Source organism: Serratia sp. 22264, assembly GCF_052045345.1.
In the GTDB taxonomy this organism is placed as follows: Bacteria; Pseudomonadota; Gammaproteobacteria; order Enterobacterales; family Enterobacteriaceae; genus Serratia; species Serratia plymuthica.
Window position 1 is genome coordinate 139,956 of record NZ_JBQEOY010000003.1, and the last position, 13,972, is coordinate 153,927.

At 57.5% G+C, this 13,972-nt stretch carries 14 protein-coding genes; 7 read left to right on the plus strand and 7 right to left on the minus strand.

Annotation, left to right across the window (positions count from 1 at the left end):
* Nucleotides 1-81: 81 nt before the first annotated feature.
* Nucleotides 82-996, plus strand: a complete 915-nt coding sequence (gene feaR / locus ACTJJ1_RS14065; protein ID WP_440834133.1) for a transcriptional regulator FeaR — start codon at nucleotides 82-84, stop codon at nucleotides 994-996.
* A 35-nt stretch (nucleotides 997-1,031) separates the two neighbouring features.
* Here the strand turns inward: feaR and ACTJJ1_RS14070 are convergent, their stop codons facing one another.
* The 3 genes from ACTJJ1_RS14070 to tehB form a co-directional block, all read right to left on the minus strand.
* Complete coding sequence (locus ACTJJ1_RS14070; RefSeq protein ID WP_440834135.1) at nucleotides 1,032-2,531, minus strand: aldehyde dehydrogenase family protein; 1,500 nt, start codon at nucleotides 2,529-2,531, stop codon at nucleotides 1,032-1,034.
* Between the two features lie 157 nt (nucleotides 2,532-2,688).
* The gene (gene leuE / locus ACTJJ1_RS14075) at nucleotides 2,689-3,327 is read right to left on the minus strand and encodes a leucine efflux protein LeuE (protein ID WP_006321256.1); all 639 of its coding nucleotides are present in this window, start codon (nucleotides 3,325-3,327) and stop codon (nucleotides 2,689-2,691) included.
* Between the two features lie 170 nt (nucleotides 3,328-3,497).
* On the minus strand, nucleotides 3,498-4,358 hold the full coding sequence (gene tehB / locus ACTJJ1_RS14080; protein WP_440834138.1) for an SAM-dependent methyltransferase TehB: 861 nt from the start codon (nucleotides 4,356-4,358) through the stop codon (nucleotides 3,498-3,500).
* Between the two features lie 229 nt (nucleotides 4,359-4,587).
* Between tehB and ACTJJ1_RS14085 the strand changes: the two genes are divergently transcribed.
* The gene (locus ACTJJ1_RS14085) at nucleotides 4,588-5,703 is read left to right on the plus strand and encodes a DUF1615 domain-containing protein (protein ID WP_440834140.1); all 1,116 of its coding nucleotides are present in this window, start codon (nucleotides 4,588-4,590) and stop codon (nucleotides 5,701-5,703) included.
* Here the strand turns inward: ACTJJ1_RS14085 and ACTJJ1_RS14090 are convergent.
* Together ACTJJ1_RS14090 and ACTJJ1_RS14095 are read right to left on the minus strand one after the other, a co-directional pair.
* Nucleotides 5,700-6,308: a glutathione S-transferase N-terminal domain-containing protein gene (locus ACTJJ1_RS14090; RefSeq protein WP_440834142.1), complete on the minus strand. Its 609-nt coding sequence runs from the start codon at nucleotides 6,306-6,308 to the stop codon at nucleotides 5,700-5,702. The two genes, ACTJJ1_RS14085 and ACTJJ1_RS14090, sit on opposite strands and share 4 nt — an antisense overlap.
* Before the next feature lie 28 nt (nucleotides 6,309-6,336).
* Complete coding sequence (locus tag ACTJJ1_RS14095; RefSeq protein WP_006323848.1) at nucleotides 6,337-7,182, minus strand: alpha/beta fold hydrolase; 846 nt, start codon at nucleotides 7,180-7,182, stop codon at nucleotides 6,337-6,339.
* Between the two features lie 65 nt (nucleotides 7,183-7,247).
* Here ACTJJ1_RS14095 and ACTJJ1_RS14100 point away from each other — a divergent pair, with 65 nt between their 5' ends.
* Nucleotides 7,248-8,156: a LysR family transcriptional regulator gene (locus tag ACTJJ1_RS14100; protein WP_440834144.1), complete on the plus strand. Its 909-nt coding sequence runs from the start codon at nucleotides 7,248-7,250 to the stop codon at nucleotides 8,154-8,156.
* 22 nt (nucleotides 8,157-8,178) lie between these two features.
* On the opposite strand, the gene ACTJJ1_RS14105 is transcribed toward ACTJJ1_RS14100, so the two are convergent.
* Nucleotides 8,179-9,855: an alpha-keto acid decarboxylase family protein gene (locus ACTJJ1_RS14105; RefSeq protein ID WP_440834146.1), complete on the minus strand. Its 1,677-nt coding sequence runs from the start codon at nucleotides 9,853-9,855 to the stop codon at nucleotides 8,179-8,181.
* 891 nt (nucleotides 9,856-10,746) lie between these two features.
* On the opposite strand from ACTJJ1_RS14105, the gene pagP reads away from it, so the two are divergent.
* From pagP to ACTJJ1_RS14120, 3 genes are all read left to right on the plus strand, one after another.
* Entirely contained in the window at nucleotides 10,747-11,340 is a 594-nt protein-coding gene (gene pagP, locus ACTJJ1_RS14110) for a lipid IV(A) palmitoyltransferase PagP (RefSeq protein WP_004949135.1), read from the plus strand.
* 176 nt (nucleotides 11,341-11,516) lie between these two features.
* Nucleotides 11,517-12,002: a DUF2501 domain-containing protein gene (locus tag ACTJJ1_RS14115; protein WP_440834149.1), complete on the plus strand. Its 486-nt coding sequence runs from the start codon at nucleotides 11,517-11,519 to the stop codon at nucleotides 12,000-12,002.
* 97 nt (nucleotides 12,003-12,099) lie between these two features.
* A complete protein-coding gene (locus ACTJJ1_RS14120; protein ID WP_020453706.1) occupies nucleotides 12,100-12,363 on the plus strand; it encodes a putative hemolysin in 264 nt (87 codons plus the stop codon).
* A gap of 35 nt (nucleotides 12,364-12,398) precedes the next feature.
* On the opposite strand, the gene ACTJJ1_RS14125 is transcribed toward ACTJJ1_RS14120, so the two are convergent.
* The gene (locus ACTJJ1_RS14125; RefSeq protein WP_004949140.1) at nucleotides 12,399-13,016 is read right to left on the minus strand and encodes a hypothetical protein; all 618 of its coding nucleotides are present in this window, start codon (nucleotides 13,014-13,016) and stop codon (nucleotides 12,399-12,401) included.
* A gap of 173 nt (nucleotides 13,017-13,189) precedes the next feature.
* Between ACTJJ1_RS14125 and ACTJJ1_RS14130 the strand changes: the two genes are divergently transcribed.
* Nucleotides 13,190-13,972, plus strand: a complete 783-nt coding sequence (locus tag ACTJJ1_RS14130) for a DeoR/GlpR family DNA-binding transcription regulator (protein ID WP_122288773.1) — start codon at nucleotides 13,190-13,192, stop codon at nucleotides 13,970-13,972.

Below are 13,972 nucleotides of genomic sequence, written 5' to 3' on the forward strand. Positions count from 1 at the left end.
TTGTGTGTTATCGGATTGTTATGTTTATTTTCTGTTCAGCAACGCTCGCGGTTTTATCGCGGGCGTTTGAAGGGGAAAAACATGGCAATTTCCGCACAGGTCAGAGACGCCGGATTTGAGGCGTGGTTGGGGAAAATCAATTCCGCCTGCGGCCGGTTCTGCGCCAAGACGCTGGGGCCGGGGTTTAGCGGCGCGATACAGGAGTTTCGCGCGCACGCGCTGCGCCTGAGCGTAGTGGATGCCGCCCAAACCCGTCTGTATCGTACGCCGCAGGAGATTGCCCGCAGCGACGGCTCGCACTTTTTTACCGTCTTTCAACTGCGCGGCAGTGCATTGATGGAGCAAGGCGACCGGCAGGCCGTGTTGTCCGCCGGTGACATCACGTTAATAGACGCTGCACGGCCCAGCAGCTTTACCTTTCAACAAGACTCCCGCCAAATTTCCTTACTGATGCCGCGCAGCTATATCGAACAGCCTCTGGGCGTTGCCGACTTGCCGTGCGCACGGCGGATTGAGGCGGAAAACAGCGTGGTGCGGCTCAGCCGGCAGTTGGTATTGGGCAGTATGCAGGACCCGCAGATGAGCGCCGCAGAGAGCGAGGCGATCCTGAACGCGGTGGCGACGTTGCTGCGCCCGGCGCTTATCGGCCGTGATGCGGTTTCCGAAGTGCAGCCGCAACTCTTCGCCCGTTCGCTGGCGTTTATTGATACGCATATTCAGTCGGAGCAGTTGCGGCCCGAGTGGATCGCCGGGGAGCTTGGCGTTTCGGTACGCAGTCTGTACCGGATGTTCGCCCGTCAGGGGCTGGTGGTGGCCCAGTACATCAAGAACCGCCGCCTGGACCAGTGCGCGCAGGCCTTGCGCAGCGCGCCGGGGCGGCAAAAACTGGCCACGGTCGGCTATGACTGGGGCTTTACCGATCACAGCCACTTTTCTACCGCCTTCAAAGCCCGCTTTGGCGTCTCGCCGAGCGAGTACCGCAAGCAGTATCAGTAGCGCCGCAGGCGGCGCCCTGATGATTTAGCCGATTCTCAATAGCGAATGCACACCGATTTGGTTTCGGTATAGGCGTCCAGCCAGTCGGGGCCGAAATCGCGGCCGCTGCCGGACTGTTTGAAGCCGCCGAACGGCATGTTGGCGTCGATCAACGTATGCGTATTGACCCACACCGTGCCGGCCTGAATGCGCGGCGTTAAAGCCATCGCCTGTTGCAGGCTGGTGGTCCACAGGCTGGCGGTCAGGCCGTAGTCGGTGTCGTTGGCCTTGCTCAGCGCTTCTTCGGCGTCCGCGACCCGGATCAAATTGACCACCGGGCCAAACACTTCTTCACGCGTCAGGTTCAGCTTGTCGTCCGGGTTAATCACCAGCGTCGGCGGGATGTAAAATCCTTGCGCATCCGGCCCGGCAGCGCCGCTGATCAACTCTGCGTGCTTGGCTCTGGCATCATCCAGATAGGCTGCCACTTTATTGCGGTGATCGCGTGAGACCAGCGGGTTTATCTGTGCCGTGGCATCCATGCCCGGCCCGACCGACAGCGATTTCACCGCCTGTTCGAACCCGGCCACCAGCCTGTCGTAAATCGGCGCTTCGATGTAAATCCGCGAACTGGCGGCGCACACCTGGCCCTGGTTGAGGAAGCTGCCCATCATCAGGCCTTCGATCACCTGCTGCGGATCCGCGTCTTTCAGCACGATGGCCGGGTTTTTACCACCTAGTTCCAGCGTGACGCGCGTCAGGCGATCCGCCGCGCTGCGTGCGATGCTTTTACCTACCGGGGTGGAGCCGGTAAAGCTCACTTTGGCGATCAACGGGTGTTCGGTCAGCGCCTTGCCGCAACCGGTGCCACGGCCGGTCACCACGTTGAATACGCCCGGCGGAACGCCGGCCTCGGTGGCCAGTTCGGCCATGCGCAGCAGCGTCAGCGGGGTGGTTTCAGACGGCTTGATCACGATCGAACAGCCTGCCGCCAGCGCCGGCATCACCTTCCACATGCCGATCATCAGCGGGAAGTTCCACGGCACTATGCCGGCCACCACGCCAATCGGCTCTTTACGGGTGTAAACCTGATATTTTGCGCCCGGCGGCATCGGGATCGACACATCCAGGGTCTGACCGGCAATCTTGGTGGTCAGCCCGGCGGTATAGCGCATCCAGTTCAGCGTGCAGCCCACTTCAAAGGCGCGGGCGATATTGATCGATTTGCCCTGTTCCAGCGTTTCCAACTGGGCCAACTCTTCGGCGTGTTGTTCAACCAGATCGGCATAGCGCAGCAAAATACGCTCGCGTTCGGCCGGCAAGCGCTGTGCCCAAGCTCCGATTGTGAAGGCTTTATGGGCCGATTGCACCGCACGGGCTACGTCCTGTGCGTTGGCATCGGCGGTGGAGGAGATTTGTTGCCCGTCGGCGGGGTTATACACCGCCAACCGGTCATCGGCGCTGGACTCGCACCATTGACCGTCGATATACAGCCCGTGTTGACGATCGAGAAAACGCGAAACGCTGTCCATCACTGCTTGGGTATTGTCAGGCATACGCCCTCCTGTCAGACAAAAAAGGTCGTTATCGTTAACCTTCAAAGCCTACAACAGGCGGCCGGGATCGCCTTTTGTCTGCCTGACATTCGGTTTGTGCTGCGTGACAGCCTGCGAGGAGGCAACGGCTGAGGCGCTCAGCCGTTGCTAAACAATATTATGAGCTGAGCGTCGCCAGGCGGGTGGCGAAGCCGAGGAACAGCAGGCCAATCAGGCCGTTGCCCAGTTTTGCCAGCCCTTTCTTATGGTTAAAGAAGTGCGCCAGCATTGCGCCCGAGAAGATCAGCGTAGTCATGTAGATAAAGCTGACCGACTCGAGGATCACGGCCAGGATAGTGAACGACAGGCCGGTGTGGGCATAGTTGAAATCGATAAACTGCACGAAGAACGACACGTAAAACAAAATCGCCTTCGGGTTGGTCAGGCTCAGCGTCAGCGATTTGCGCAGGATGCTGTGGCCGCCTTCAACCTGCTGTTGCTGCGCCGCGTTTTTCTGGATAAAGGTGGCGTAGAGGATTTTTGCGCCCAGGAACAGCAGGTAAATCGCACCGAGGAAACGCACCAGGGTAAACAGGAACGGCGTAGTGCGGATCAACGAGGCCACGCCGATATAGGCGCAGAAGATCAGGATCGCATCGCCGATAAACACGCCCAGTGCAGCGGTATAGCCGGCGCGTACGCCGCGTGAAACCCCGGTTTTCAGTACGTACAGCGTATTCGGGCCCGGCAGGATGATGATGAAAATCACCCCGGCCAGATAGGTCCAAAGATTCAGGACGCCAAAACTTTCTAACACAATAACCTCTCCATGCGCGGAACTGACAGGCAAAAAAACTGGCTACGCCCGTAGCCGTGCGCGATCCTAACGCCGCAGAGGTGGGTTGGCAACGTAATAAACTTCATGTTGTTTGCCGAAAATAGCGTCAGTCGACATCCGCGGCGCTGACGCCAATCTTTTGCTCAGGATTAGGGCTTTCGTGCCAGCAGCGTGGCGAAACGCAGGGAAATGCGGTTGCCGGCGGTGTCGGTTCGGTGCAGTTGGCCAACGTCTTCGTTGTACTTGAGAATTTCCCAGCCCCGGTAATGGTCTTTCAACTCGCCTGGCTTAAAGGTGAACGGAAAGGGCAGGCTGCACGGATAATCCGGGGTATCCATCGCCGCGACGATCAGGTTATGGCCGCCGCTGAGGGTGCCATTTTGCATCTCTTGCACCAGCGAGGGGATCCGCTCCCGGTTCAGGAACATGAACACCACGGTGGAGAGAATAAAGTCGTATTCGCCGCTGAAAGAGTGGGTGTTGAGGTCCAGCGTGCCGGCGCGGATGCGCGACAGGGCTTCGCTGTCGATGATGCCGTTGAGCTTGTCGATCGACGGCGAGTGTTTGTCCCAGGCGGTGACGTCAAAGCCTTTCAGGTTGAGGTAAAGCGAATTGCGCCCGCCGCCGCAGCCCAGATCCAGCGTCTTGCCGGGGGCGATTTGCCGCGCGGCTTCGATCACCTCCGAGTGGGTGCGCGTCAGCTCATACTTTTTAGCGTAGTAATCTTCCGGCGAACAGTAGAACGCCAACTGGCAGATCATGTCATCCGAGAAGGAAACGATGCGGTGCCATTGCTGCGGCTCGATAAACGGCGGTTGGCTCTCGGGGCTGAACTGCCAGGTTTCGGTGGTTTCACCTTCTTGCGTCATCAGCGCGAAGGTCAGGGTGCCGCTCAGCAGGGTAAGCCTGGCCCAGGTGCCGGCCTGGGTATTGTGTTTTTGCTGGAAGGCGGCCGGCAGCGTTGCGCTGTTCCATTGCGGCAGCGTTTTATAACAAAGCAGATCGTTCATGCGTCTCTCCTGAGGCTGGGCGTTGCCGGCGCGTGGCGGGCGAACAAAATGATTTTATATGTTGCATATAAAATACATGTTTATTGGCTCTTTGAAAATGCCTGCGAGGAGGAAAGGCGCGGTTTACCGCTTTGAAGCCCAGGCGATCTGATTAGCCTATTTTTAACTGGATCGCGTTCTCCTGCTGGGCTAACGTCAGTGCAGATTATGCCAAACGATCAGGGAAAAGATGTCAATTCGCCGTTATATCAATTCGATGACCTTGCGTCCGTTGAACCTGGCCGCGCTGCTGGTGCTGGCCGGTTGTACTACGAAAACCACGACAGCGCCGGAGCATCGCCCCGCCGACGTCAAGGCGCAACTGGTGCGGCTGATGCCGGCCAACGCGGCCGATCGCCAGGGTTGGGCCACCGACATTACCGCCGCCTTTGCCGCACAGGGCATAGAACCGAACACCGAAAACCTGTGTTCGGTGTTGGCGGTGACCGAGCAAGAGTCGACCTTCCAGGCCAATCCACCGGTCGCGGGGTTGCCCAGCATCGCCTGGAAAGAGATCGACCGCCGTGCCGACCAGTTGCATATCCCGAACTTCCTGGTGCATACCGCACTGCTGATCAAATCGCCGAACGGCAAAAGTTACAGCGAGCGGTTGGATAAAGTGCGAACCGAGAAGGATCTGAGCGATATCTTTGATGACATGATCGATACGGTGCCGATGGGGCAAAAGCTGTTCGGCAGCCTGAACCCGGTGCATACCGCCGGGCCGATGCAGGTGAGCATCGCCTTTGCCGAGGCGCACGCCAAAGGGTATCCGTACCCGATCGACGGTTCGATCCGCCGCGAAGTGTTCAGTCGCCGTGGCGGTATGTACTTTGGCATCGCGCACCTGTTGGGCTACCCGGCCGACTACAGCCAGCCGATCTACCGCTTCGCCGATTTCAATGCCGGCTGGTACGCCAGCCGCAATGCGGCGTTCCAGAGTGCGGTCAGCCGGGCGACCGGCATTCCGTTGGCGCTGGACGGCGACTTGATTAACTACGGCACCGATAAGCCCGGCTCCACCGAGCTGGCGGTGCGTACGCTCGGCAAAAGGTTGGATATGAGCGATTCGGCGATTCGCGGAGCGTTGGAGAAAGGGGATCTGCTCGAATTTGCCGACACCCGTCTTTATGAGCGAGTCTATGCGCTGGCGGAAAAAACGGCCGGCAAGAAACTGCCGCGTGAAATGCTGCCGGGCATCCAGCTGGAAAGCCCGAAAATCACTCGTAAACTCACCACCGCCTGGTTTGCCAAACGGGTGGATGAGCGGCGCCAGCGTTGCCTGGCGCGCGCATCGGCGGGTTAAACCTGCGGGGTGCTGATAAACGCGGGGTGTCGCTCGGTTTGGGCGGCAAACGCCGCCAGCACCGGGTGCGCCTGCGCGGTGATCCGTTCGGGCAGCATCAGTTGAGTAAAGCTCCAGGCCACCGCCACGCTGACCTCCGCGCTGCCGATAACCTGCGGTATGGCGGCGGTTTGCGCCAGCAGTTTTTCCAGTTCGGCGTAAGCCGCCAGCAATTGGCCCTGAACGCGATCCAACCACGGCTGATGCTGTTTCTCCTGCGGGCGCTGTTGTTGTTCATAAACGATTTGCACCGTTTTTTCGCAGGCGGCCAGCGCCAGCCCGGTCAGTTGCAAAGCGCGCAGCCGTGCGGGTCCGTGCGCCGGCAACAGGGTCTGACCGGCGGGAACCAGCCCGGCGGCGTACTCCAGAATTAGCGACGAATCCATCAGGATTTGATCGTCGGCCAGCACCAGCGTCGGGGCTTTCACCACCGGATTGAGGGTTTTGAATCGTTCAAAATCGCTAAATACCGACACGGCGCGGTGTTCAAATTCTATGCCCAATAATTTCAGGCAAATAGCCACCCGGCGCACATAGGGTGAATCCAGCATGCCAATCAATTGCATCAGGTTTTCTCCTGGGCATATTGCCCGTTTAAAGTGAATGTATAAATGCCGCCAACAGTTGTGCCACCGTCTCCGGCGCGTCTTCCATGAGAAAATGTCCCGCGCGGGGGATCACCTGCAGCCTGGCATCGGGAATGTCCGCCTGCAAACGGTAGGCGTAACTGACCGGTTGCCATTCATCGTTTTCGCCCCACAGGATCTGCACCGGCAGGCGCAGTTCGGGCAGGCGCTGTGCGAAATCCTCAGTATAGCGGGCGTTGTAATGGGCGATTTGCTGCTGATAGAACGCCGGTTGGCCGACCACGCCGACGATCGGCGCCAAATAGCGCTGCAATAATTCACCCTCCATCAGCGATTTGTCGAACACCGCCATTTTCAGTTGCCGCTCCAGGGTTTGCTCATGCTGCCGCTCGTCCATCACGGCGTACTGACGATAGTTATCGCGAATGCCGCGCCAGGTGGGAGAAGGCCAGGAATCGTAGCTGCAAATATCCGCGATGGTCAGCGAGCGAAAGCGCTCCGCATGGCTAAACGCCGCACGCAATGACAGCGCGCCGCCAATATCGTGACCGAAGACGTGGGCGGTATCCAGTTGCCAGTGGTCCAGCAGCCCAATCAGCAGCTCCGCCTGTGCGGCAATCGACGTGTCTGCCGACAGCGGGCGCTCTGACGCGCCAAATCCCAGCAAATCGTAGAGGTGGACCTGAAAGCCCGCAGACGTCAACCTGGGCAGCAGGTCACGCCAGATTATCGAGTGGGCGGGCGTACCGTGCACCAGCACCAGCGGATCGCCTGCGCCGTGCACGCCGGCGGCAATGCGATGGCCACCGACGATAATGTGCCGATCGAGCAGGGTAGGGAAGTCGTTCATCATGATCTCTCCATGGGTTGGCTGTACCCAACCTACGCATTCTCTTTTCATGACGCCAATGACAAGTTATGGTGAATAAATCCCACTTTTGTCATGGCGTGCTGATGACCCCACGTTTATCCATCGATGCATTACGGGCGCTGCAAAGCGTCATTGATACCGGCAGCATGACGCGCGCCGCGCAACAGCTCAATCTCAGCCAGTCGGCGGTGAGCTGGAAAATCAAACGGCTGGAGGAACAACTGGGGCGCATTCTGATCGATCGTCAGGGCGGCATGTTGACCGCCACCGCCGACGGCGAGGCGCTGCTGCTGCACGGACGGCGCATCCTGCAGGCTCACGATCGGGCGCTGGCCCACTTTTCACCTTCATCATTGCAGGGCGTGGTGCGTTTTGGCGCCACGGAACAGATGCCGCTGGCCCAATTGGCCGCTTTGCTGACGGCATTTACCCATCAGCATCCGCAGGTTGACGTGCAGTTGGTGATTGAACAAAGCCAGGTATTGCGTGCTGCTCTCGCGAAAGGGGATCTCGACCTGGTGCTGCATCAGCAGTTCCGCGATGCCCTGAGCACCGAGGATGTGGCGTTGGAAAGCGAACGCATTCATTGGTGCGTCCCGCCTGGGTGGCATTACCAGCCGGGCGAGAGGGTGAAGCTGGTGAGCTACGGGCCGGACTGTTTTTACCGCGGCCTGGCGGAGGAGCGCCTGAGCGCGGCGGGCATCGATTACCGGGTCTGCGTTGAGTGCCCCTCGATAGCCGGCATGTTGGTGGCTATTTCTGCGGGAATGGGGGTTGGCCTGCTCAGCCAGCAATGTCTCGATCGCCGGGTGCAGGTCGATGCCGGGTTTGAACGCAGCATGCCGCTGCCCGAAGTGGTGAATGCGCTGCGCCTGGGCGCCAGGCGGCATCATCCGCTGCTGCAAAGGCTGCAACAGCGGATCGTACAGGCGCTGGGGAAAACGGCCGCTTCCTGAGAAGCGGCGGATAACGGCGCGGTTAGGCGCGGCGCGGGTTGGTCAGGCCGAAGTTGAAGTTATTGCAGCGGTTGCAGAACTCTTTCATCACCGGCGGGGTATCCATCATCGGCACCTTGACTTCGATAAAGGCCAGCCGATCCTGGCGTGAAGCCTGTTCCAGCGCCAGCTCCAGCTGTTGAGTGGTTTCGACCGCCACGCTGAACGGCGTAGCCTGGGTGTTGAGCACCGCCGGCAGTTTGGCGTAATCCCAGGGGCCAATGTCGTTGTAAGACGAATTTTCCCCGAGAATGTAGCGCTCTATGGTGTAGCCGTCGTTATTAATCAGGAAAATGATGGGCTCTTGCTCATAGCGCAGCAGGGTGGAGACTTCCTGGGCGGTGAGCTGGAAGGATCCATCGCCAATAAACAGCAGGTGCCGACGATGTGGCGCGGCCATCAGGGTGCCGAGCAGCGCCGGCAGAGTATAACCAATCGACCCCCAGATCGGCTGATTAACCACTTTCACGCCGTCCGGCATGCGCATGCCGCCAATCGCCGCCCCTGAGGTGCCGTTCTCCACCACCAGCACGTCATCCGCCCGAATAAAGCGCTGCATCCGTTGCCAGAAATAGTCCTGATCGAGAGCCGCTTCGCCCGGTGTCGCCAGCCTGTGCTTGTGTTCGGGGAGCGGTGCCAGCGGCGGGGCCGCTATGCCTTTATCCAGCGCCAGCAGCGCTTGCAGCAGGTCCGCCGCCGCTACCGCCGGGTAGGAGGTCTTGCCCAGTTTCAGCGAGAAAGGCTGAATATCAATTTGCGAGCCGGCAGGGATTCGATGCGAGAAATACCCGGTGGTGGAATCGACCAGGCGTACGCCGAAAGTCAGTACGCAGTCGGCGTTCGCCATGTGTTCGTACAACTCGGGGCGCGACAGGTCGCCGCTGTAGCCCCCCATCCAGCCTGCGGTGGTTTCCGGGATAATGCATTTTGCCGTCGGCATATTGGTGAGTGGGATCGCAAATTTATGTGCGACGTCGACAACTAATTGCTGTAGCTGAAAACGATCCACCATTTGGTCGACCAGAATAATCGGTTTTTTCGCCTGTTTGATGCGCGCCAGCAGCGCCATCGCCGCCAGTTGGACATTATATTGGTCGCTTTGCGGTAATTGCGGTGGGGCGATCGTCTGGGCTATTTCAATTTCTACATCGCAAATATCGGAAGGCAACTGTAAATAAACCGGTTTCTTTTCCGTCCAGGCGCGGGAAATAACGCGCGGAATTTCCACTGCCGCATTCTCCGGTGTGATTAATGCTTGGGCGACGGTGAACTGTTTAAAGCAGTTCATGACGTTATCAAAGTTACCGTCCGCCAGCGTGTGGTGCAGCAGTTCATGGTTTTTCATCGCATGCAGCGGCGGGGTGCCGGACAGGCAGATCACCGGTGCGGATTCGGCATAGGCGCCGGCAATGCCGGACAGCGCGGCCAGGTCACCAACGCCGTAGGTAGTGATTAGCGCTCCGGCACCTTTCAACCGCGCATAGCCGTCGGCAGCATAAGAGGCGTTCAGTTCGTTACAATTACCGATAAATTCAAGTTCGCCTTGCTGTTCAATCAGTTCCAGCAGTGCCAGGTTATAATCGCCGGGCACGCCATAAATACGATCGATGCTCAGGGTTCGGAGCTGTTGCAGAATAAAGGCTCCAATAGTGATTTTCATGTGTTTCTCCGGATTTTATCTCTTTTCTTTTATCAGGCAGAAATCAGCAAAATACTTTGCCGGCGATGTTGTGTGGCGATTAATGAAATAATCCGCTCTGGCGCAGACGGGTTTTTCTCGCTTGTTTTAACCATTATGTAAACTCCTCGCTTGTTCAAGCTGAGGGGGTGGTGTGGGAAACGGCGGAATTGTATTTGGGGGTTTACGTTGCCATTAATCAATATTAAAAATAAGGTTATTGGACGGTGGCATTTTTCATTAAATCTGATTGACCAGTAAAATCGGGATAGGGTGCGCAGATAATGGGGTGTTCGGCAATCTCTCGGTACTTTTGCCGGCAGGGTTAATCCCCGTTTTTTAGTGCCGTTACTTTTTTGCTTTTCCCGCATGATCTTTCAACATAAATAACTCTTTTTAAGTATCTCCGCTGGGTTCTCTCATTAAATTGCAGGTGATCCAACGCCAGCCTGAACGGTTATTTGCAATGTTGCATTCATGTAACATTGTATTTACATAAATGCAGCATTCTGACAGGCCTCGGTTTGATGGGGGCGGCCTGAAAAGTGGGCTTTCAGCCGCAGTTGCAAATGGGGTAGCCATCACATTTCCCCCTCAGGCGGGAGTAACGATTTCGCTACACTTTGCGTGAAGACGAAGATCGTCCCATGCCGTGGAGCTTTCCATTATTGCGGAGTTTTCCGACAGACGGGGTATTTGGCGAGCAGTAGGCTGAGCGCGCGGAATAGGACCTGCGGGGAAATATTCCTTGCCGATAGCTAAACTTAACCAAGTGACAACAGGGCAGGGAAAATATCTTGGATAAATAAGATACAGCTTGATCTTGCCAATGCGATCGGTAAGAATCCCCGGCCTTAATTTTACAGGAGCTTTATGATGTTTTTTAAACGGACAATTTTGGCTTGCTCGGTGGCATTGGTATTTCCTGCACTACCTTCTTACGCAGAGGTTGGTGCAGGAAATAGCAATTCCGTGCAGGCTGAAAAACCGGGGTTGTGGCAGCGTTTCACCGATAACGTGTCGGAAACCTGGAATAACTCGCCGAATAAAGACATCTATCTGCCGGCCATCACCTGGCATAACCGCTGGACTTACGATGACGAGCACATCGACAAGTACAATGAGCGGCCCTGGGGCGCCGGTTATGGCATCTCGCGCTACGATAGCGACGGAGACTGGCACGGTATCTATCTGATGGCGTTCAAGGATTCGTTCAATAAGTGGGAACCCATCGGCGGTTACGCTTACGAGAAAATCTGGCGGCCGCTGGATGACAAGGATTTCCGCCTGGGGCTGGGGTTTACCGCCAGCATTACCGCGCGGGATAACTGGAACTACATTCCTATCCCGGCGCCGTTGCCGCTGGCGTCGATCGGCTATAAACAGCTGACCTTCCAGGCGACCTACATTCCCGGCACTTATAACAACGGCAACGTGTTCTTCGCCTGGCTGCGCTGGCAGTTCTGATTTCCAGCGGGCTTTTGGGCCCTCTGCTCTCCCCCCCAAAAAAATTACCTGAATTCTGAAAAACGGCTGCCGCACCAGATAAAAGGAACTTGTCGGCAACGATGGCGTCGGAAGAGGTGACCCGGCGCATTGCGTAGAGCGCGCCGTTTTCGGGAAATAACAGGAGCTTTACCCCCATGAATACCAAACATCGTTTACTGTTGGCGCTGACCTTGACCACGGCTATGACCTGCGGGGCAGCGCAGGCTGCCGGGCTGATGGATTCCATCAGCAGCGCCGCCGGTGAACTGACCAAGTCAGGGGGCAGCACTGACGGCACCTCGCTGTCTTCCCTGACCGGCCTGCTGAATGGCGGCGATAAAGCGCTGAGTGCCGGCAGCATGACCAACGCTGCCGGCATCCTGCAATATTGCGTGAAAAACAATGTGTTGTCGGCCAATGGCACCGAAGCGGTGAAAGACCAATTGCTGAGTAAGTTAGGCATCAGCAGCACTGAAAACGCCAAGAGCCAGGATTACCAGCAAGGGCTGGGCGGTCTGTTGAAAACCGGCGAAGGCAAAAGCCTGGATCTGAACAACCTGGGCGTTTCGCAAATCACCGAGAAAGTGAAGCAAAAAGCCTGCGATCTGGTGCTCAAGCAGGGCGCGTCCTTTATTTCCTGATAGCCTGAACGGCGGGGGCTGCGGCCACCCGCCGTTTTTATTTCCCCGTCGTATTTCAAGCTGCAACGTGAAATTCATGGGGTCGATAAGAGCAAAAATGAAAAGAATTCTGATGACCTCCCTGTTGGCAGGGGTGACGCTGCTGCAAGGTTGTGCGGTAAAAACGCCCGAGGCGCCGCCACCGCCGCAGGTGAAAGCGGTCGGGATGGCAAACCCGGCAGACGTTTATTGCACCGAGATCGGCGGCAAGCTGAACGCCAGGCACAACGCCGACGGCCAGTATTCCACCTGCACCTTGCCGAGCGGCCAGGAAATCGAGAGCTGGGAATTGTTCCGGCGCGATCACCCGGTGAAGAAGTAAGCTTGACGGCATCGGAGCCTTCATCTGGTGCCGTATCAGAACTCGCGATCGCTGATGGATTGGAACTCGATGCCGCTGTTCGAGCCCATCTTCAGCGGCATCCGCCAATCGCTGTCTTTGCCCAGGGTGAACGCTTTGGAGCGGAAGTTGCAGCCGCTCTTGATGTTCTTGATTTTCATCACGTGTTCCGCTGTTGAATCGATTTTGACATCGAAGTTGCCGGCGGCGGGAATAAACACCTCCGCCAGCTGTTGCGGCGCTGCGGGCGTTTCCAGCCTGACCAACACCGCAAAATCGTTGCCTTGATTGTCCAGCGTCAGACGATGCAGGCCGGCATTGGCCCGGCGTTCCGGCTGATGCAGATAGCCTGCCGAGGCTGGCCAGGCTTGCCCTGCATTATCGTGCAACGGTCCGCCGCACTGTTCACGCGCTTCGCGCAGCGGCATTTCACGCAGGTTTGCCCGGTTGTAATCGATGGGTGCGGTCGTCACAAATTCATCGTCATGTTGATGTGCGCGCAGATAGCGTTTGGCGCTGAATACCCCAGCGGCAATCAGCATAAAGAAGATAAAAATCGTCAGGCGATTCCTGAAGATGGATCCGAACAGCCTGCCCGGTAATTGAAATAGCCACTTCGCGATTTTCAACAGCATCTTTTTCCCTTAGCGCCCAAGCCGTTACGTTCTGCGGTAACGATGCTTGCCTCAGTATAGCCAACATCTCGCCGACGAAAATCCCTCCCCGGCATTTTTCTTTCTCCTGATTGTTGTACGTTTTTGTTCGTTTATGTACATTTATGATCAGTTATTCACCTTTGAGCTTGAAAATGTCCAAACTGTTACCCAACGAACGTCATGACGCGATCCTCGCCACTTTGCAGCGCCAGGGGCGGGTGTTGGCGGCTGAAATGGCGGAACGCCTGAATACCACCGAAGCCACCATTCGGCGCGATCTGCGCCAGTTGGCGGCGCAAAACCTATGCAAGCGCATTTATGGCGGCGCGCTGGCGCCCACGCCGGCATCCGGGCCGATGAGTGAACGGCTACATTTAAGCGGCGATGAGAAGCAGGCGCTGGCGCTGGCCGCGCGGGAGTTGGTGACGCAAGGGCAGATCATTTTCCTTGATGCCGGCAGCACTCATCTGTATCTGGCCGACCTGCTGCCGCGCGACCAGCGGCTGACCGTAGTCACTAACGCGCTTTCCATTGCCGGTAAAATGCTGGAACGGCCGGGGATACGCACGATTTTAATCGGTGGCGAATTGGATGCCGAGGTAGGCGGCTGCGTGGATGCGAAAGCCGCGCAGGAAATTGACGGTTTTCATTTTGATATGGCTTTTATCGGCATCTGTGCCTACGACCCGGCCAGTGGTTTTTCGGCGCTCAATTACCAGGATGCCCAGTTCAAGCAGCGCCTGCTGATGCGCTCGGGCAACGTCGCGGTGCTGTGCACCCGCGACAAACTCAATACCTTCGCCCCTTATACCTTTTTGCCCGCCGGGCGGGTCGATTATCTGGTTACCCTGAGCGGCGGGCATCCGCAACTCGAACAGCAGGTGATCCAGGGAGGCGGCAAGGTGTTGTATGGCGATTCACCTAACGGAGACTGA

Excerpts from the sequence above, each read along its gene's own strand:
- feaR (WP_440834133.1), top strand. The coding sequence starts at position 82 with ATGGCAATTTCCGCACAGGTCAGAGACGCCGGATTTGAGGCGTGGTTG.
- ACTJJ1_RS14070 (WP_440834135.1), bottom strand. The coding sequence starts at position 2,531 with ATGCCTGACAATACCCAAGCAGTGATGGACAGCGTTTCGCGTTTTCTC.
- tehB (WP_440834138.1), bottom strand. The coding sequence starts at position 4,358 with ATGAACGATCTGCTTTGTTATAAAACGCTGCCGCAATGGAACAGCGCA.
- ACTJJ1_RS14085 (WP_440834140.1), top strand. The coding sequence starts at position 4,588 with ATGTCAATTCGCCGTTATATCAATTCGATGACCTTGCGTCCGTTGAAC.
- ACTJJ1_RS14090 (WP_440834142.1), bottom strand. The coding sequence starts at position 6,308 with ATGCAATTGATTGGCATGCTGGATTCACCCTATGTGCGCCGGGTGGCT.
- ACTJJ1_RS14095 (WP_006323848.1), bottom strand. The coding sequence starts at position 7,182 with ATGATGAACGACTTCCCTACCCTGCTCGATCGGCACATTATCGTCGGT.
- ACTJJ1_RS14100 (WP_440834144.1), top strand. The coding sequence starts at position 7,248 with ATGGTGAATAAATCCCACTTTTGTCATGGCGTGCTGATGACCCCACGT.
- ACTJJ1_RS14105 (WP_440834146.1), bottom strand. The coding sequence starts at position 9,855 with ATGAAAATCACTATTGGAGCCTTTATTCTGCAACAGCTCCGAACCCTG.
- pagP (WP_004949135.1), top strand. The coding sequence starts at position 10,747 with ATGATGTTTTTTAAACGGACAATTTTGGCTTGCTCGGTGGCATTGGTA.
- ACTJJ1_RS14115 (WP_440834149.1), top strand. The coding sequence starts at position 11,517 with ATGAATACCAAACATCGTTTACTGTTGGCGCTGACCTTGACCACGGCT.
- ACTJJ1_RS14120 (WP_020453706.1), top strand. The coding sequence starts at position 12,100 with ATGAAAAGAATTCTGATGACCTCCCTGTTGGCAGGGGTGACGCTGCTG.
- ACTJJ1_RS14125 (WP_004949140.1), bottom strand. The coding sequence starts at position 13,016 with ATGCTGTTGAAAATCGCGAAGTGGCTATTTCAATTACCGGGCAGGCTG.
- ACTJJ1_RS14130 (WP_122288773.1), top strand. The coding sequence starts at position 13,190 with ATGTCCAAACTGTTACCCAACGAACGTCATGACGCGATCCTCGCCACT.